Source organism: Haloarcula halophila (assembly GCF_029278565.1).
GTDB classification, from domain to species: Archaea; Halobacteriota; Halobacteria; order Halobacteriales; family Haloarculaceae; genus Haloarcula; species Haloarcula halophila.
This window is the reverse complement of record NZ_CP119559.1, coordinates 1,739,583-1,755,685: the sequence shown is the minus strand read 5'-3', so window position 1 is coordinate 1,755,685 and position 16,103 is coordinate 1,739,583. Positions and strand designations below refer to the sequence as shown.

18 protein-coding genes and 2 tRNA genes are annotated in these 16,103 nt (G+C 66.8%); 14 read left to right on the top strand and 6 right to left on the bottom strand.

The window, feature by feature from the left end; all coding sequences use genetic code 11:
- The first annotated feature begins 72 nt into the window (after positions 1-72).
- From P0204_RS09320 to P0204_RS09305, 4 genes are all read left to right on the top strand, one after another.
- On the top strand, positions 73-801 hold the full coding sequence (locus tag P0204_RS09320; protein WP_276178481.1) for a hypothetical protein: 729 nt from the start codon (positions 73-75) through the stop codon (positions 799-801).
- 89 nt (positions 802-890) lie between these two features.
- Positions 891-2,093 (top strand): inorganic phosphate transporter, encoded by a 1,203-nt coding sequence (locus P0204_RS09315; protein ID WP_276178479.1) that lies wholly within the window; start codon positions 891-893, stop codon positions 2,091-2,093.
- Between the two features lie 70 nt (positions 2,094-2,163).
- Positions 2,164-2,553, top strand: a complete 390-nt coding sequence (fer, locus tag P0204_RS09310; protein ID WP_276178477.1) for a ferredoxin Fer — start codon at positions 2,164-2,166, stop codon at positions 2,551-2,553.
- A 90-nt stretch (positions 2,554-2,643) separates the two neighbouring features.
- Complete coding sequence (locus P0204_RS09305; RefSeq protein WP_276223263.1) at positions 2,644-3,630, top strand: A24 family peptidase; 987 nt, start codon at positions 2,644-2,646, stop codon at positions 3,628-3,630.
- A 147-nt stretch (positions 3,631-3,777) separates the two neighbouring features.
- Here the strand turns inward: P0204_RS09305 and P0204_RS09300 are convergent, their stop codons facing one another.
- On the bottom strand, positions 3,778-4,302 hold the full coding sequence (locus tag P0204_RS09300; protein WP_276178475.1) for a hypothetical protein: 525 nt from the start codon (positions 4,300-4,302) through the stop codon (positions 3,778-3,780).
- A gap of 180 nt (positions 4,303-4,482) precedes the next feature.
- Here P0204_RS09300 and P0204_RS09295 point away from each other — a divergent pair, with 180 nt between their 5' ends.
- Positions 4,483-4,677 carry a cold-shock protein gene (locus P0204_RS09295; RefSeq protein ID WP_115864742.1) on the top strand — a complete coding sequence of 65 codons (195 nt, stop codon included), beginning with the start codon at positions 4,483-4,485 and terminating at the stop codon, positions 4,675-4,677.
- A 60-nt stretch (positions 4,678-4,737) separates the two neighbouring features.
- Here the strand turns inward: P0204_RS09295 and P0204_RS09290 are convergent, their stop codons facing one another.
- The 3 genes from P0204_RS09290 to P0204_RS09280 all read right to left on the bottom strand — a co-directional run bounded on the left by P0204_RS09290 (position 4,738) and on the right by P0204_RS09280 (position 6,551).
- Positions 4,738-5,490 carry a DUF429 domain-containing protein gene (locus tag P0204_RS09290; RefSeq protein WP_276178472.1) on the bottom strand — a complete coding sequence of 251 codons (753 nt, stop codon included), beginning with the start codon at positions 5,488-5,490 and terminating at the stop codon, positions 4,738-4,740.
- 265 nt (positions 5,491-5,755) lie between these two features.
- A tRNA-Thr gene (locus P0204_RS09285) sits at positions 5,756-5,827 on the bottom strand.
- A 67-nt stretch (positions 5,828-5,894) separates the two neighbouring features.
- Positions 5,895-6,551, bottom strand: a complete 657-nt coding sequence (locus P0204_RS09280; protein WP_276178470.1) for a DUF7114 family protein — start codon at positions 6,549-6,551, stop codon at positions 5,895-5,897.
- A gap of 60 nt (positions 6,552-6,611) precedes the next feature.
- Here P0204_RS09280 and P0204_RS09275 point away from each other — a divergent pair, with 60 nt between their 5' ends.
- Entirely contained in the window at positions 6,612-7,286 is a 675-nt protein-coding gene (locus P0204_RS09275; protein WP_276178469.1) for an enoyl-CoA hydratase/isomerase family protein, read from the top strand.
- Between the two features lies 1 nt (position 7,287).
- Here P0204_RS09275 and P0204_RS09270 read toward each other — a convergent pair whose 3' ends face one another.
- The gene (locus P0204_RS09270) at positions 7,288-8,121 is read right to left on the bottom strand and encodes an NAD+ synthase (protein ID WP_276178467.1); all 834 of its coding nucleotides are present in this window, start codon (positions 8,119-8,121) and stop codon (positions 7,288-7,290) included.
- A gap of 239 nt (positions 8,122-8,360) precedes the next feature.
- On the opposite strand from P0204_RS09270, the gene P0204_RS09265 reads away from it, so the two are divergent.
- Positions 8,361-8,431 (top strand) — tRNA-Gly (locus P0204_RS09265).
- A 28-nt stretch (positions 8,432-8,459) separates the two neighbouring features.
- Here the strand turns inward: P0204_RS09265 and P0204_RS09260 are convergent.
- Entirely contained in the window at positions 8,460-9,011 is a 552-nt protein-coding gene (locus P0204_RS09260; RefSeq protein ID WP_276178465.1) for a type IV pilin domain-containing protein, read from the bottom strand.
- Positions 9,012-9,402: 391 nt separating this feature from the next.
- Here P0204_RS09260 and P0204_RS09255 point away from each other — a divergent pair, with 391 nt between their 5' ends.
- The 7 genes from P0204_RS09255 to P0204_RS09225 all read left to right on the top strand — a co-directional run bounded on the left by P0204_RS09255 (position 9,403) and on the right by P0204_RS09225 (position 16,070).
- A complete protein-coding gene (locus tag P0204_RS09255) occupies positions 9,403-11,793 on the top strand; it encodes a bacterio-opsin activator domain-containing protein (RefSeq protein WP_276178463.1) in 2,391 nt (796 codons plus the stop codon).
- A gap of 237 nt (positions 11,794-12,030) precedes the next feature.
- Positions 12,031-13,059, top strand: a complete 1,029-nt coding sequence (locus P0204_RS09250; RefSeq protein ID WP_276178461.1) for an AAA family ATPase — start codon at positions 12,031-12,033, stop codon at positions 13,057-13,059.
- A 132-nt stretch (positions 13,060-13,191) separates the two neighbouring features.
- Positions 13,192-13,518 carry a hypothetical protein gene (locus tag P0204_RS09245; protein ID WP_276178459.1) on the top strand — a complete coding sequence of 109 codons (327 nt, stop codon included), beginning with the start codon at positions 13,192-13,194 and terminating at the stop codon, positions 13,516-13,518.
- 78 nt (positions 13,519-13,596) lie between these two features.
- The gene (locus P0204_RS09240) at positions 13,597-13,902 is read left to right on the top strand and encodes a 30S ribosomal protein S24e (protein WP_276178457.1); all 306 of its coding nucleotides are present in this window, start codon (positions 13,597-13,599) and stop codon (positions 13,900-13,902) included.
- A complete protein-coding gene (locus tag P0204_RS09235; RefSeq protein ID WP_276178455.1) occupies positions 13,902-14,036 on the top strand; it encodes a 30S ribosomal protein S27ae in 135 nt (44 codons plus the stop codon). Before P0204_RS09240 ends, P0204_RS09235 begins: the two co-directional genes overlap by 1 nt.
- An 8-nt stretch (positions 14,037-14,044) precedes the next feature.
- Positions 14,045-15,712 (top strand): bifunctional N(6)-L-threonylcarbamoyladenine synthase/serine/threonine protein kinase, encoded by a 1,668-nt coding sequence (locus P0204_RS09230; protein WP_276178453.1) that lies wholly within the window; start codon positions 14,045-14,047, stop codon positions 15,710-15,712.
- Positions 15,713-15,794: 82 nt separating this feature from the next.
- On the top strand, positions 15,795-16,070 hold the full coding sequence (locus P0204_RS09225; RefSeq protein ID WP_276178451.1) for a DUF5808 domain-containing protein: 276 nt from the start codon (positions 15,795-15,797) through the stop codon (positions 16,068-16,070).
- Positions 16,071-16,103 lie beyond the last annotated feature (33 nt).

Below are 16,103 nucleotides of genomic sequence, written 5' to 3'. Positions count from 1 at the left end.
ACCGGCCGCTCTCGACGCTACGTGACAGTCGTCTACCCCGGGTTTTTCCCGCTGTGTCCGGAACAGTTCCGTATGTCCTCGCGTGTTCCACTGCTCACACCGCTCGCTCGCACCCTCGAATCCGCCATGTTCGGCCGGTACGAGAAACAGTACCGGCTGTTCGCACAGGCGGTTCTGGTCGTCGCCGTTGCGCTGTCGCTGGCGTGGGCACTTGTCGTCGCGGGGGTCGTCGAGACGACGCCGGCCTGGCGCGAGATACTCGCGACGGCCGCGAGCATCGCCGTCTCGGCGTTCGTCGTCGTCGGTCTCCTCCAGTTTCTCGTGTTGGCGAACGTGCTCGAACGGACCAACGAGGACGTCGCGGCACAGGCCGCCGAACTCGAACAGGCGGCCGAGCAACTGGAACAGACCGCCGACGAACTGGAGACGACCGTCGACTCCGTCGAGGACGCCGCCGAGACGGTCGACGAGGCCGCCGCCGAGGTCGAGGAGACGGCCGACAAAGTCGAACAGACCGCAGCGGAGACCGGTGCAGACGACGCTGCCGAGACGGTGACCGAAGTCAAGGACAAGGCGACGGACGCCCAGACCAAGACGAGCGACGCGAAGAAGACCGCCGAGTCCGTCACCGAGGAAGTCGAGGCCGCGAAAGAGACCGTCTCCGAGGTCGAGGAGACGGCCGCCGAGAAACGCAAGCGGCTCGCTAACGCCGAGAGCGACACCGACGAAGACGCTGCCGACGCGGACGATACCGACGCGGACGATACCGACGAGGACGCTACCGACACCGACGATACCTGATCGACCGGGCACCCTCTCGTCCCGGCCCCAGTTCGACCGGCCGGCTCCGAAGACGGTACCCTTTACCGCCGCCGGAATCTGGCAGACGTATGGTCGAGGTTCTCTTCGCGCTGGGGGTCGTCGTCGCGGTCTTCGTCGGGTTCAACATCGGTGGCTCCTCGACGGGCGTCGCCTTCGGACCCGCGGTGGGATCGAACACCCTCACGAAGTTCTCCGCGGCGGTCCTGATGACGGTGTTTGCCCTCGCCGGCGGGCTGCTCGTCGGTCCGGCGGTCGTCAAGAGCCTGGGGAGTGATCTGGTCGCCACGCAGTTCTCGCCGCTCATCAGCATCGTCGTCCTCTTTTTCATCGGGACGGCGCTGTTCCTCTCGAACGTCGCCGGCGTCCCTGCGTCGACGTCGATGACGGCGGTCGGTGCGATCGCCGGGCTCGGACTGGCTCGTGGCACGCTGAACTCGGGACTGATGCTCGAAATCGTCTCCTGGTGGCTCGTCTCGCCGATCATCGCGTTCTGGGTCAGCGGCGTCATCGGGCGGTACTTCTACCCGAAACTGGTCGAGTGGTTCGCCGTCTCCCAGAGCGAGGGGTCGCTCGTCGACGTGGACTCCTCGGCCGGCTTCCCCTGGGTCCGACTGGGCCAGAACACGACACCCCGGGAGTTCGTCGGGACCGTCGTCGTCATCGGCATCGGCTGTTACATGGGCTTCTCGGCGGGGGCCTCGAACGTCGCAAACGCCGTCGCACCCCTGGTTGGCAACGGCTCGCTGGATCTGTATCCGGCGATCCTGCTGGGCGGGGCTGCAATCGGGCTCGGTGCCTTTACGATCGCTCGCCGGACGATGGATACGGTCGGCAACGACCTCACGGATCTCCCGCTGGTGGCGGCCATCGTCGTCGCGGCGGTCGCTTCGACGATCGTCACGTTCCTCTCGGCGCTCGGTATCCCGGCCAGTTTCGTCATCATCGCGACGATGAGCATCGTCGGTCTCGGCTGGGGCCGGGCGACCCGGACGACGCGGCTCTCCGAGACGGTCCAGGGCGAGGCACCCGAGGTCTCGGTCGGCGCGCTGACCGCCGACGCCGACGACGCCCCCACCGTCGGCGGCCAGAAGGGGACCCCAGAACCGAAAGAGACCGAACCGATCGGCGAGGAGTCGGGGGAGGACCTCCCGAAGGCCTCGGACCTGTTCGAACCGGCGACGACCGCTCGCGTCATCTTCCTCCAGAACATCGTCCCCTCGATCGCGACGGTGGCCGCCTACCTCGTCTTCCGGTTTCTGCCGGTCGCGTAACCCTCATCATTGTTCGTTTCCCGCTACTGAAGGGCAAAGTCTAACAAGTCGGCGTCCGAACCCGGCAGTGATGCCCACGGTAGAGTACCTTAACTACGAAGTAGTGGACGACAACGGCTGGGACATTTACGACGACGACCTCTTCGAGAAGGCCGGCGACGAAGGCCTCGACGAAGAGGACCACGGCACGATCGACGTCAACGAGGGCGAGTACATCCTCGAAGCCGCCGAGGCACAGGGCTACGACTGGCCCTTCTCGTGCCGTGCCGGCGCCTGTGCGAACTGTGCCGCCATCGTCGTCGAGGGCGACATCGACATGGACATGCAGCAGATCCTCAGCGACGAGGAAGTCGAGGAGAAGAACGTCCGACTGACCTGTATCGGCAGCCCCGACGCCGACGAGGTCAAGATCGTCTACAACGCGAAGCATCTCGACTACCTGCAGAACCGCGTCATCTGACGCTCCCTGCAGTTCTTACCGTCTTCTCCCCCCGTAGCCGCGGCTTCACTGACCGGAACCATTAGGACGCCCCATCCAGTGGTGACAGTCGTGCTCGGGTCGATACCGGACCTGTTGCGACTGGTGGCCGTCCCCGTCTTCGGGTGGGCGGCCTACCGTGACGTGAAGACGCGTCGGATTCCCAACCGGATCTGGGGGCCGCTCGCGCTGTTTGCGGTCGCCCTCCTGGCCTGGGACACCTACACGGTGGTGAACGGGGCCGGCGGCCGGTTGTTCTTCCTCCGGGTCGCGATCAGCCTCGGGTTCGTCATGCCGCTGTCGTACCTGTTCTGGCGGATCGGCGGGTTCGGCGGCGCCGACGCGAAGGCGTTCATGCTGATCGCCGTCCTCTTTCCCGTCTATCCGACGTACCTGCTGTCCTCGCCGTCGGTCGCCCTGCCGCTGGAACCGACGACGCTGGGCGTGTTCTCGCTGACCATCCTCTCGAACACCGTGCTGGCCGGCGTCGTCTATCCGCTGGGTGTGGCAGCCAGCAACGTCGCACGGGGGGAGTTCGGCCTCGCGATGTTCATCGGGCGACCGGTCGCCGTCGACGAGGTCACCGAGGAGTACGGCCGGCTGCTGGAATCGCCCGACGGGTTCACCCGGAGTGGCCTGGATCTCGATGCCCTCCGGATGTATCTCCAGTACCGCGGGCTCTCGCTCTCGGAACTGCGGGAACACCCCAATCAGTACCGCGACCCGGCCTCGCTCCCTGCGGACCCGAACCCGCCCGGTGACGGCTCCCTGGCGACCGACGGCGGCGAACCCGCCTCCAGCGTCGCTGGAGACACAGATACCGCGGGTGAACCGGCCGATCCCTGGGGTGCCGAGCAGTTCCTCGCAGAGATCGACCACTCGGCCTACGGCGCGACACCCGTCCAACTTCGAGAAGGACTGGACGTGTTGGTCGAGGCCGAAGACGTGTGGATCTCGCCGGGCATCCCGTTCATCGTCCCGATGTTCGCCGGCTTGCTCGTCTCGCTGACCTACGGGGACGTGCTCTTCGCGATCATGCAGGCGGTCGGACTGGCCTAGTACCGGTCGCTGCGTGCGTCCGAGGGTGCCAGCGAAGCGTCGGACTGCGGCCCCGTCTCCTCGCCCGGAGTACCGGCGGTAGCTTCCCACCGCTCACGGCTGGGTCCGCCCCGTCTCGGTAGCTCGGTGCGTACATCCACCCGCCGGTCAGTACTGCGTTACCGCAGCGACGATCCCGGCAGTCTGCCCGACGCCGGTCAGTCCCAGTCCGGCGGCGACGAGTCCGAGGCCGACGCCGCTCGTCGCTCCGATGGCGACACCCGCCGTGTAGACGACGGCACCGACGACGCCGAACGCGGCCCCGACGGTGTACACCGACGCCAGCGCGTCGACGTGACGGCCCGTATAGATCAGTCCGGCGGCCGGGACGAGCATCCAGCCGACCACTGTCGCGGTCAGCAGCGGTCGGAGCGGCGGTGTGACGAGCAGGCCGGCGGTCCCGAGAAGCGTCACGGCGAGGCCCGCAAGCAGGACGAGTTTCCAGGCGCGCAACACCCCGGTGGTCATCTCCCGCCAGGAGAGGGCGGTGAACACGACGATGACGGTAGCCATCACCAGATGGGCGATCAGTACCGTCCGGAGCGTGATGGCGCCGACGTGTGCAGCCAGTGCGAACGTCCAGGCGAGGGGCACCAATACGATAGGTCCGTTCTCGCGGAGGCCACGGAGCATACCGATGGGTGTCCGCCGACGACTATAGCGACTGTGCTAGTCGTGACGGTTCGTGTCCAGCCCGACGAGGTGTGTAGCGGTAGCATACACCAGCGAACTGCTGTCCCGTGGTTCGGCTGTCTCACCCGGAGTACGCATACCGGAACTGTTATCCGTGGTCTCGGCGTTCGTTCGGATGCAATGGCGAAAGGAACGGTTGATTTCTTCAACGACACTGGCGGTTACGGTTTCATCGATACTGAGGACGAGGACGAGGACGTTTTCTTCCACATGGAAGACGTTGGCGGCCCGGACCTCGAAGAGGGACAGGAAGTCGAATTCGACATCGAACAAGCTGACAAGGGTCCGCGAGCGACCAACGTCACCCGACTGTAAGGCGCCTTCTGCCTGCAGTCTTTTCACTGACCGGCCAGCGACTGCTGTCGCCGGTCCCGCTCACTCACCCGACAGCGACGCCTGTCCCCGGTAGACCAGTTCCATCGGCAGTCCCTTCGCGTCCGTCGGCGGCTCCAGCGGGAGCGTCCGCAGCGCCCCTTCGCCCGGCGCGGCCGTGTACGCGAGCACCACGGCGTCGAGCACGTCGGCGACGGTGACCGCGTGGCCCGCAGTCTCGTCGGCCGCCCGCTGGACGGTCGGGGCCGCGTCCCGGTCGTAGTGGGCCAACACGCGCATCCGTTCGGCGTAGCCCGCTGCCGTCCCGCGGGGTTGTTCGAGTGGTTCGCCGGCTAGCGCCCGGAAACACAGTTCCGGATGGGACGACCGGATCACCGCGGCGGCCTCGGGGACCTCCTGGAGCAGTTCGTCGAGCATCGCGATCCCCTCGCGGGCCTCGAAGGCCGCTTCGGACAGCGCCGCCCCGCTCTTTCGCTCGTGGACGCGACCCGCTGCCGAGTAGCGCCGCTTGCGGGTCGCCTCCCGGACCGGCGGCGTGTAGACCGTCTCGGCCTGTGGCCCCAGCACCTGGCGAGCGAGTTCGTCACACCGCCGCTCCGGGTCGCCCGACTCGACGAGTCCGATCGGCAGGTCCACCAGGACCCGCCGTGCCGTCTCCTCGTAGCGGGCCCAACAGTCACCGATCCCGTCACACACCGCGACGTGGTCGAACCCGTCCGCCGAGAACGCCACCGCCAGCCACGACTCCCCACACCAGGCGATCCCGACGTCTGTCTCGACCGCTTCGTCGGCCATTGTCGGATATCGTCGGCGACGGAAGAAAAATCTGACCCGACTGTGTCGGGTGATTGGGAGTGGCGGTGGACTCGTCCGGCTTTCGACGCCCTCCGGACCTGTCGCTCCCTTCGGGTCAGTCGTTCGCGTGAAAAGCCTGGGCCGGAATTTGAACCAGAGGAAGACTCGCTACGCTCGTCTTCCAGGGATTCAAATCCCGCTACCGGTTTGCCGACTTCAGCAGTCGCTCGGCGACGGAGCGCCTCGCAGAAATGAAGTCGGCAAAAGCCTAGGCCGGAATTTGAATCCGGGGTCTCGTCCTTACCAAGGACGCGCTTTACCGCTAAGCTACCCAGGCACGCATGCCTTTCTTCCCGGCAATTGTCTTTAGGCGTTTCGATTCCACTCGAGTATGGCGGTCGTTCTCAGTGGTCGGCTGCCGCTTCGGTCCCGTCGGTCGCCGGCGGGTCGACGCCGACGCGAGCCGCGACAGTCGCCCGCACCTCCTCGCCCAGCAGGGCCGCGTTCTCCGGGAACCCGCCGTCTGCCAGCGTTGCAGCGTACTCCCGGAGGCCCGCGGTCGGCGTCACTCCGGCCGCGGTCACGCCGGCGACGGCGGCCAGTTCCAGGACATCGGTCTCCAAGTTGGCGTCGAGCCCCTCGTCGCCGGTCGAGCGCAACACGGTCTGGTCGGAGCCGAACGAACGGACGACCTGGACGGCGTCGTCGGCGGCTTCGGTTCTGGCGAGCAGATAGAACCCGCGGGAGACCAGGATATCGGCGATGAGGATATCGAGATCGCCGGCGTCACGGTCCCCGTGTTCCCAGGGATCGTCGTGGGCGAGCGTCCGGGTCAGCGACAGCCCCTCGTAGATGAGTTGGACGCCCGCTGCACGGTCGGTGAGACCGTCGCCTGGCTCTGCCGTCCGATCCCGGGCAGCGTCGGCACTGGCGAGGGTCAACACGCCAGGTGCGAACGCGGCGTCGTCGAGGCGCGAAGTGATCCGGTCTCGGAGCTGTCCAGGCTCGATGTCGTCGACCGCTGCCACCGCGGCTCGGCGGACCGCCGCCACTTCCTCCATTGGCAAAACCTAGGCCCGCGAAGGGCAAAGACCTTTGGAAACACCGGTGTGAGGGAGGACATGGTGCGGACGACGGTCGACGGCGATGTCTGTACCGTCACGCTCGACCGGCCCGAAAAACGCAACGCGCTCACCTGGGAAGCCCTGGACGATCTCGAAACCGCGGTCGCCGGCACATCGGCGCCGGTCGTCGTCCTCCGGGGGGCCGGTGAGGCGTTCTGTGCCGGTGCCGACCTGGCCATCGTCGACGAGCTCGACGCCGACACTGCCGCCGAGTTCGCCGCGTTGGGCCAGCGGGTCGCTCGGACGATCGAGACCTACGACGGGGCGGTGGTGGCTGCCGTCGACGGGGCCGCCAGGGGTGGCGGCGTCGAACTGGCACTGGCCTGTGATCTCCGGGTGGCGACGCCGGCGGCGACGTTCGCCGAGACCGGCGTCAGACTGGGCCTGTTCGGTGCCTGGGGCGGGACGGTACGGCTCCCGCGGATCGTCGGCGAGAGCGCGGCGCTGGACCTGGCGTTGACCGGGCGGACCGTCGACGCTACGGAGGCGCTCCGACTCGGACTGGTCTCGCGAGTCACCGACGAGCCACGGCAGGTCGCGACGGAGTTGGCTGCGGTCGACCACGCGGCACTCAGAACGCTGAACGAACTCCTCCGTGGGGGCGGCGACCGAGAACAGCGAGAAGCGCGCGAGCGGACGGCGTTCGCGGAGCTGATCGCGGCCCGCGAGTAACTCAGTACAGTGGCTCCGGACCCGGCGGCATCGCCCGCTTGTGGGCGCTGCGTTCGTACATCCCGCGGACCTGCTCGACGGCCGACTCGGGAACGCCGATGTGGTCGGCGGTCGCGGCCGCCGGGACGCCGCCGTCGACGTGTAACGCGAGGATCGAGTCCAGCGTGTCGTAGTCCATCCCCATCTCGCCGGCGTCGGTCTGGCCCGACCACATCTCGGCGCTCGCGGTCTTCTCGGCGAGGTCCTCGGGGACGCCGACGTGTCTCGCCAGTTGGCGGACCTGTTGCTTGTACAGCGGCGCGATGGGGTGGCAGTCGACGGCGCCGTCGCCGTACTTCGTGTAGTAGCCCACCAGCGCCTCGCTGCGGTTTCCGGTGCCCAACACCAGCGCGTCCTCGTGGTTGGCGACGAGGTAGTTCAGGACGGCCCGACAGCGGACCCGGAGGTTCCCGACTGCGAGCTGGTCGCCGTCGGCGGCCGGGAACGCCTCCAGGAACGCGTCGACCAGCGGGTTGATCTCGACGACGTCGTAGTCGATGCCCAGCAGCTCCTCGGCCACTCGTTCCGCGTCGCTCATGTTCTCCGCGCGGTTGACCTCGCTTGGCATCACGAGCCCGTGGACGGAATCCGCACCCAGCGCCTCCACGGCGAGATGCGAGGTCAGCGTGCTGTCGATCCCGCCCGAGAGGCCGATGACGGCCCGATCGACGCCGGCGGCGTCGAGTTGGTCACGGACGAAGGTGGTACAGTGCTCGCGGTACGCCTCCAGTTCCGCCTCGGAGAACGTCAGATCCAGGGGCTCCTCGGCGCGAACGATCGCTTCGGCTTCGGCCATACCGACATGTAGGTCGGTGATGACTAATACCCACCTATCGATGCGTGATTTCCGTACGTCCGTCCAGTCACGGCGGTGGTGGCGCTACGCTCGTCACCTGTCCGGGCCACGAAGCGGCGCCAGCCGAAACGCTACGTTCAAGTGCGACGACCGTTCACCCACGAGTGCGAGCAGTCGTCCGCGCTTCGCGTGGACCGACGACCCGTCGCGCGTCGGGCTTTCCCGACGCTCTGCCGTGCGCGCCGGTGGTCCAGTGGTAGGACATTGCCTTCCCAAGGCAATAGCCCGGGTTCAATTCCCGGCCGGCGCACTCCCGGTCGTCACACGCCGCCCGACGTTCACCCCGCCGCTGTCAGTGTTTGCCTGATTACGACCGAGTTCGTCGGCGTGTGGACCACCCGAACGGTAATCGTATCACCACTACTGAGTTGGCATGGCGTCCCGGCGATTCGGAATATTGCCGTCTCGCCCGCCTGCCATTGCCCACCCGCTTCGCCGATCGGCCCGTCCACTGAGTTATACGAGTTGTCGAAAATATCGTCACCTCGGACGTACTCGCTCGTCGGTACCGGATCGCCCCCACTCGCTGGTAGGTTCACCAACCGACCGGATTTCCCACAGGCGTCCTGTGCGTCGACAGCAATTTCGAGGGTAGAAGCCGACAGCGTATCACCTGCAACATGGGTAATATTGACCGTCCCACCCTCGTACCCATCTTGCGTCAGAAGTTCACCGCTCGATTGACCAACTATCGGGCCGGGTTGGCTGGCGTCGCCGGCAACTCCAAGCGCGAACACCGAAACCGTCGCGGTAAGTACCACTACGATAGCGACCAGTAGGATATTTGCTATAACTGGTGAGACAGCGCGTGACGGCGAGTGAGTCTTCACCCTGTTTGCTCCAATAGTGCAGTGACACAAATTCGTTCTCATCGATCTCTCAGTGAACCTGATGGGGGTCCATCCGTACTCGATTCGGTCACAAACGCCAACTTTGCGTTCGTCAGTTCACCTTTCCGGAACGATACCGATGTCTGCGAGCCGAGAGAGCAGCGTGAAGTGGTCCGTGCTCCGTCGTTGCGGAACGAGTATATTTCCACACCCTCTCACATGCACTGTGTGGACGTGATGGAACGGTTTATACGTCGTACTCCGCCGTGGTATCTCTCGAACCAAATCGGTATCTGGGAGGTTCAAGACGCCACCCTTTCTGGACAAGAAAGACCTCGACATCGGTCGCCGACCACTAAGTTGTTATACCTGGGTGGCTAACCAGTTAGGTATGGCAAGCGGAGTCAACGCCCTCGTCTGTGGCGGGGACGAGACCACCGTCGCGGAGACGGCGGCAGCACTCGAAGAGCGGGACGGGATGACCGTTCAGACGGCGACTGGGGCAGTGGCCGCCGACGAAGTCGGCTCGGTCGACTGTGTCGTGAGCGTCGGCAGCGACCTGCCCGTGGTCGCCACGGAGTTGCGCGCCCGGTCCCCGTCGATACCGATCGTGGTCTTCGACAGCGGGGGGCCGGAAACGGTCCAGCACGCGCTCGCCGGTGGGGCGACCGACTACGTCCAGCGGGGGACCGACGAACAGTACGCCGTCCTTGGCCACCGTGTCGAACGGGCCGCCGACGCGTATACGAGCTACGACGCCGATACCGAGTTCGACCGGTACGAGGAGGTCATCAGCGCGCTCGACGACGGGGTCTACGCGCTCGACGACCAGGGACAGTTCGTCTTCGCCAACGAGGCGATGGCGAACCTGACTGGCTATCCGACCGAGGAACTGCTGGGCGAGCACACGGAGATCATCAAGGACCGCGGGACCGTCGAACTCGCGGAGTCGAAACTCGCCTCGCTGCTGTCGAGTTCCGGCCCCGAGGACGTCGAGACGACGTTCGAACTGGAGATCCGACCCAAGGACGGCCAGCCGTTCCCGTGTGAGGACCACATGACGGTCTTGTACGGCCCGAACGGGCGGTTCCGTGGGACCGCCGGGGTCATCCGTGACATCACCGAGCGAAAGCGCCGCGAGGAGATGCTCTCGGAACTCCAGGAGACCTCGCGGGCGCTGATGCAGGCGCCGAGTCGCGAGGCCGTCGCCGACATCGTCTCCAGTGCGGCCGAGACCGTGCTGGGGATGGATCTCAACGTCGTCAGGCTGTACGATGCCGACACACAGACGCTGTGGCCGGCCGCGACGTCGGGCCGGGCCGACGACCTGCTCGGGGACCGTCCGGTCTACGGTATCGACGAGGGCCGGCCCGGCGAGGTGTTCGCCACCGGCGAGCCGGCCACCTACGACGACATCGTCGAGGACGGGACGGAGTTCCGCTCGGCGATGTACTTCCCGATCGGCGTCCACGGGGTCCTCAGCGTGATGTCGACGGAGGCGGACGCCTTCGACGACATCGATCACATGGTCGTGGACCTGCTGACGACCAACGCCGCGGCGGCGTGTAACCGGGCGAAACGCGAACAGGAGGTACGGGAGACCCGCGAGCGTATCGCCGCCATCCTCGAACGGATCAACGGCCTCGTGGAGGACACTATCGGGGTGCTCGTGGAGGCGACGACCCGTGAGGAGGTCGAGACCGGCGTCTGCGAGCAGGTCGCGGCGACCGATCCGTACGTCTTTAGCTGGATCGCCCGGCCGAACGTCCGGAGCGACCGACTGGAAACCCGTGCCTGGGCCGGCGACGCCGCCGTCGAGGTCGACGGTAGCTCGGTGTCGATGGACGCGGACGAACCCGGCATCCGAGCCCTAGCGTCCCAGGAGCCGGAGATCCTCACGAACCTGGACTCCGTCGACGCCGAGTGGGGGCCACGCGCCCGTGCGGCCGGTATCGAGTCCGTGATGGCGATCCCGCTGTCCTACACCGACTCGAACTACGGTGTCCTCTACGTCTGCTCGGACCAGGCCGACGCCTTCGACGAGCGCGAACGGGTCGTCCTGGAGGCGCTGGGACAGGCGGTCGCCAACGCGATCAACGCCATCGAGAGCGGGAAGATCCTCTCGGCGGATCGGGTCGTCGAACTGGAGTTCACCGTCGACGACCGGGACCTGTTGTTGAGTCGGCTCTCGGCCTCGACCGGTGCCGCCCTCGAATCCGAGGGGACCGTCATCAACGACGACGGGACGCTCCGGATGTATCTCACCGTCGAGGGGGCCGACACCGACGCGGTCCTCGACGCCTTAGAGGCCGACGAGTCTGTCCGGAGCGTCAAACGGATCGTCGAACACGAGGGCGACGCCTTGTTCGACATCACGCTCGCGGAGTCGCTCGTCGCACGGCTGGCCGACCACGGCGCGGTGACGACCGGCGTGACCGCCGCCGACGGCGTCGCCCGCTACACGATCGAACTCCCCTACGAGACCGAGGCCCGCGAGGTGTTCGGACTCGTCGAGGACAGCTACGACAGGACCGATCTGGTCGGCTACCACGAACACGAACGTCCGGTCCAGACCCGCCAGGAGTTCCGTGCGTCGCTGTCCGAGCGGTTCACCGACCGCCAGGAGACCGCCCTCAGGACGGCCTACCTCGGGGGCTTTTTCGACTGGCCGCGCGAGATCGACGGCGACGAACTCGCGACTGCGATGGACATCTCCCGGCCGACCTACCACCAGCACCTGCGGGCTGCACAGCAGAAGGTGTTCGAGGAGCTGTTCGAGTAGCGCGAGGGGCCGACCGCAGGGAGGGGCCTCGACGGAACGGTGAGCGAAGCGAACCGTGGAGTAGCGGGCGGCGCCGCCCGCAGGACGGGGCTCCCGGACGGAACGGCGATCATCGGGAGCCGTGGAGCAACGAGCCGCCGAGCAGAGCGAGGCCCTCGAACTGCGAGCGGTGACCGCAGGGACCCGCGAGCGGAGCGAGGGATACTTGTCCCGGCCACGCCAATCGACAGTCGACAGATGGACGCTCCGCTGTGGACCGAAACCTACGCGCCGGACCTCGACGAGATTCCCCAGCCGCAGGCCCGCGAGCATCTCCAGGGGGCGATCGAGGAGCCGATGAACCTCTTCGTCCACGGTCCCAAGGGAGCCGGCAAGACCGCCGCGGTCCGGGCGTTCGCCCGCGAGGTCCACGACAACCCGGACGCCGACTTCACCGAACTCAACGTCGCCGACGTCTTCGATCTGACCAAGAAGGAGGTCGCCAACGACCCCCGCTTTTCCTCGTTCATCGACAGCAAGCGCCGGCGGGAGTCCTCGAAGGCCGACCTCATCAACCACGTCCTCAAGGAGTCGGCCAGCTACTCGCCCGTCTCGGGCAGCTACAAGACGATCCTGCTGGACAACGCAGAGGCGATGCGCGAGGACTTCCAGCAGGCGCTGCGCCGCGTGATGGAACAGTACTACGAGGCAACGCAGTTCGTCATCGCCACCCGGCAGCCGTCGGCGCTGATCCCGCCGATCCGGTCGCGGTGTTTCCCGGTCGTGATGCGGGCGCCGACCCACGAGGAGACGGTGTCGGTCCTGGAGGGCGTGGCGACGGCGGCCGGGGCCGACTACGACGACGACGGCCTGGAGTACGTCGCCGGCTACGCCGACGGCGACCTTCGGACGGCCATCCTCGCGGCCCAGACCACCTACGAGGCCGAGGGCGCGGTGACGATGGACACCGCCTACGAGACGCTCAACGATCTGGAGGCCGACGACCAGGTCGAGTCGATGGTCGTCGCCGCCGAGGAGGGGCGGTTCACCGACGCGCGCTCGACGCTCGACGACCTGTTGGTCGACGAGGGCTACGGAGCCGAGGACGTCCTCGACGACCTGTTGGCGGTCGCTCGCTCCCGACACTCGGGCGACCGACTGGCCGAGATCCACCGGCTGGCCGGCGAGACGGATATGGCGCTGACCGAGGCGGCGAACGAGCGAATCCACCTCTCGCAGTTGCTGGCGGAGTTGGGTGACCTCCAGCCGTCGGAACCGGGACAGTGAGCCCAGCCGTCCGGGTCCATCGGCGGCGCCACGTTCGGCGGAGCGACGGCGGTGACACGAGGGGACCGTCGGCGTTCCACCCGCCCAGGACACCACACAGGACTCTTCAGACGGGGGTCCGATAGAACACCCATGTCACAGTCGGACCAGCGGAACAATCTCAAGCTCCTGCTCGTCGGATTGTTCCTCCTTTTCGCGCCTGCCCTGTTCGTGGTCGTCACGCTGGAGTTTCTCATCCTCACCGGAGATCTCGTCCTGAGCGACATCTCCCTGCTGGACTTCATCGAGTTGTACCTCATCGACCTCGTCCTGTTCGCGGTCGTCGGCTACGGTATCTATCGGCTGACCCTGTGGGTCGTCGCAAACCGGCTCCCCGAGACACTCGACGGACAGGAGCTTCGGGGGGCGGATTCCGAGCCGGCCGACGGCCGTGATTCGTCCGGTGACGAGAGCCGGTGACGGCACACACTGGAAACGGCGGGGTAGCGGCTTCGAAATCCTTTTAGGCGCTTCGGGGGGAAGTAAGGCCAACGAACTATGGACATCGATATCATCAACGAAGACGAGAATCCGATGTTGCACAGGACGGACGTCCGGTTCGAGGTCGTCCACGACGAGGCCACGCCGTCCCGACTCTCCGTGCGTGACTCCCTCGCCGCGATGCTGAACAAAGACGCGGCCGAGGTCGTCATCCACGAACTCGACACCAAGTTCGGGATGCGCAAGACCGTCGGCTACGCCAAAGTCTACGAGAGTCCCGAACACGCCCGCGACGTCGAGCAGGACTACATGCTCGAACGCAACAAGATCGTCGCCGACGGCGAAGAGGGTGAGGAAGCATAATGGCGCACAACGAGTACTACTCCGACGACGGCGAACTCGACCGCGAACAGTGTCCGCGTTGCGGTGACACGGTGCTTGCCGACCACGAGGACCGCAAGCACTGCGGGAAGTGCGGCTACACCGAGTGGAAGTAACGGGCCGTATGCGCGTTCTCGGTATCGAAGGGACCGCCTGGGCAGCCAGTGCTTCGGTCTTCGAGACGGACGACCCCACCGTCGCGGCCAGCGACGACGACCACGTCTTCATCGAGACCGACGCTTACCAGCCCGACAGCGGCGGCATCCACCCACGCGAGGCCGCCGAACACATGGGCGAGGCGATCCCAGAGGTGGTTCAGACAGCACTCCACCACGCTCGCGAGCGAGCCGAGACTGCCGGCGAGGACGGGCCGCCGGTCGACGCAGTCGCCTTTTCTCGCGGTCCCGGCCTCGGTCCCTGTCTCCGCATCGTCGCGACGGCCGCCCGCGCCGTCGCACAGCGACTCGACGTTCCGCTCGTCGGTGTCAACCACATGGTCGCCCACCTGGAGGTCGGCCGCTACCGCTCGGGGTTCGAGTCCCCGGTCTGTCTGAACGCCTCCGGCGCGAACGCCCACGTCTTGGGCTACCGGGGTGGCCGCTACCGCGTGTTGGGCGAGACGATGGACACTGGCGTCGGCAACGCGATCGACAAGTTCACCCGCCACGTCGGCTGGCAACACCCCGGCGGCCCGAAGGTCGAGCGCCGCGCCCGTGACGGCGAGTACCACCCGCTACCGTACGTCGTCAAGGGGATGGACTTCTCCTTCTCGGGGATCATGTCCGCCGCGAAGCAGGCCGTCGACGACGGTCGCCCGGTCGAAAACGTCTGCCGGGGACTGGAGGAGACCATCTTCGCGATGCTGACCGAGGTCTCCGAGCGTGCGCTGTCACTGACCGGTGCCGACGAACTCGTCTTGGGCGGGGGCGTCGGCCAGAACGAGCGCCTCCAGGGGATGCTCCGGGAGATGTGCGAGCAGCGGGGTGCCGACTTCCACGCCCCCGAGGACCGGTTCCTGCGGGACAACGCCGGCATGATCGCGATGCTGGGCGCGCGGATGGCCGCCGTCGGGGATACCACCGCGGTCGCGGACTCACGCATCGACTCGAACTTCCGGCCCGACGAGGTGCCGGTCACCTGGCGGGCCGACGAGGCCGTCGGGACCGACGCCGATCGGCGGGTCGACGGCGCGGCCGACGACGCGACGGCCGTCACCGGCGCGGAGGCGACCGTCTCGATCGAACCCGACCGCGTCGTCAAAGAGCGGGTTCCCCGGAGCTATCGCCACCCGACGCTGGACGACCGACTCCGGACCGAACGGACCCGCCAGGAGGTCCGCCTGACCAGCGACGCGCGCCGCCACGGCGTCCCGACGCCGCTGGTGCGTGACGTCGACCTCCGGGAGTCCCGGATCGTCTTCCAGCGGGTCGGCGACGACGACCTGCGTGGCGTGCTGACCGAACCGCACGTCCGAGACGTCGGCCGGTCGCTGGCCCGCATCCACGACGCTGGCTTCGTCCACGGCGACCCGACGACGCGGAACGTCCGTGTCGCCCCCGACGCCGAGAGCCGCCGGACGTACCTCATCGACTTCGGCCTGGGCTACTACACCGACGAACCAGAGGACTACGCGATGGATCTCCACGTCTTCGCCCAGTCGCTCGCCGGTACCGCCGACGACCCGGACACGCTGTTCGACGCGGCGCTGTCGGCCTACCGAACCGAGGCGAGCGATCCCGGTCCGGTGCGCTCGTCGCTCTCGGACATCGAGGGACGCGGCCGGTATCAGTGAGACGGTCGGTCCGACGTACCCGCCCGGCCGCAACACTGCCGAGGTGACAACTGACTTAATGCCCGGGACAGTATCAGAGGGTATGGACGACAAGCCACAGTCCGGGACCCTCTTCGGCGTGCCGTACAACTTCGAGCGACCGAGCCTCAAGCGCCTCGTGTCCTCGTACTGGAAGCCCGGCGACGGGATGCTCGTCGAGAAACCGTTCGGCATCGGCTACACGCTGAACCTGGCGAACTGGCGCGCGTGGGTCGTGCTGCTGGTCGCCGGCGTGATGCTGTACCTCGAACGCGGCGGGGAGGAAGCGCCGTTCGACGAGGACGACGAGGACGAACCCGTCGAAGTCGTCGTCGACTGACGAGGGCGACTGTTTTCGGCGGTCGATAGCGGC

Excerpts from the sequence above, each read along its gene's own strand:
- P0204_RS09290 (WP_276178472.1), bottom strand. The coding sequence starts at position 5,490 with ATGGCCGACGAAGCGGTCGAGACAGACGTCGGGATCGCCTGGTGTGGG.
- P0204_RS09300 (WP_276178475.1), bottom strand. The coding sequence starts at position 4,302 with ATGCTCCGTGGCCTCCGCGAGAACGGACCTATCGTATTGGTGCCCCTC.
- P0204_RS09315 (WP_276178479.1), top strand. The coding sequence starts at position 891 with ATGGTCGAGGTTCTCTTCGCGCTGGGGGTCGTCGTCGCGGTCTTCGTC.
- P0204_RS09280 (WP_276178470.1), bottom strand. The coding sequence starts at position 6,551 with ATGGAGGAAGTGGCGGCGGTCCGCCGAGCCGCGGTGGCAGCGGTCGAC.
- P0204_RS09250 (WP_276178461.1), top strand. The coding sequence starts at position 12,031 with ATGGACGCTCCGCTGTGGACCGAAACCTACGCGCCGGACCTCGACGAG.
- P0204_RS09230 (WP_276178453.1), top strand. The coding sequence starts at position 14,045 with ATGCGCGTTCTCGGTATCGAAGGGACCGCCTGGGCAGCCAGTGCTTCG.
- P0204_RS09245 (WP_276178459.1), top strand. The coding sequence starts at position 13,192 with ATGTCACAGTCGGACCAGCGGAACAATCTCAAGCTCCTGCTCGTCGGA.
- P0204_RS09240 (WP_276178457.1), top strand. The coding sequence starts at position 13,597 with ATGGACATCGATATCATCAACGAAGACGAGAATCCGATGTTGCACAGG.
- P0204_RS09320 (WP_276178481.1), top strand. The coding sequence starts at position 73 with ATGTCCTCGCGTGTTCCACTGCTCACACCGCTCGCTCGCACCCTCGAA.
- P0204_RS09270 (WP_276178467.1), bottom strand. The coding sequence starts at position 8,121 with ATGGCCGAAGCCGAAGCGATCGTTCGCGCCGAGGAGCCCCTGGATCTG.
- P0204_RS09275 (WP_276178469.1), top strand. The coding sequence starts at position 6,612 with ATGGTGCGGACGACGGTCGACGGCGATGTCTGTACCGTCACGCTCGAC.
- P0204_RS09235 (WP_276178455.1), top strand. The coding sequence starts at position 13,902 with ATGGCGCACAACGAGTACTACTCCGACGACGGCGAACTCGACCGCGAA.
- P0204_RS09255 (WP_276178463.1), top strand. The coding sequence starts at position 9,403 with ATGGCAAGCGGAGTCAACGCCCTCGTCTGTGGCGGGGACGAGACCACC.
- fer (WP_276178477.1), top strand. The coding sequence starts at position 2,164 with ATGCCCACGGTAGAGTACCTTAACTACGAAGTAGTGGACGACAACGGC.
- P0204_RS09295 (WP_115864742.1), top strand. The coding sequence starts at position 4,483 with ATGGCGAAAGGAACGGTTGATTTCTTCAACGACACTGGCGGTTACGGT.
- P0204_RS09225 (WP_276178451.1), top strand. The coding sequence starts at position 15,795 with ATGGACGACAAGCCACAGTCCGGGACCCTCTTCGGCGTGCCGTACAAC.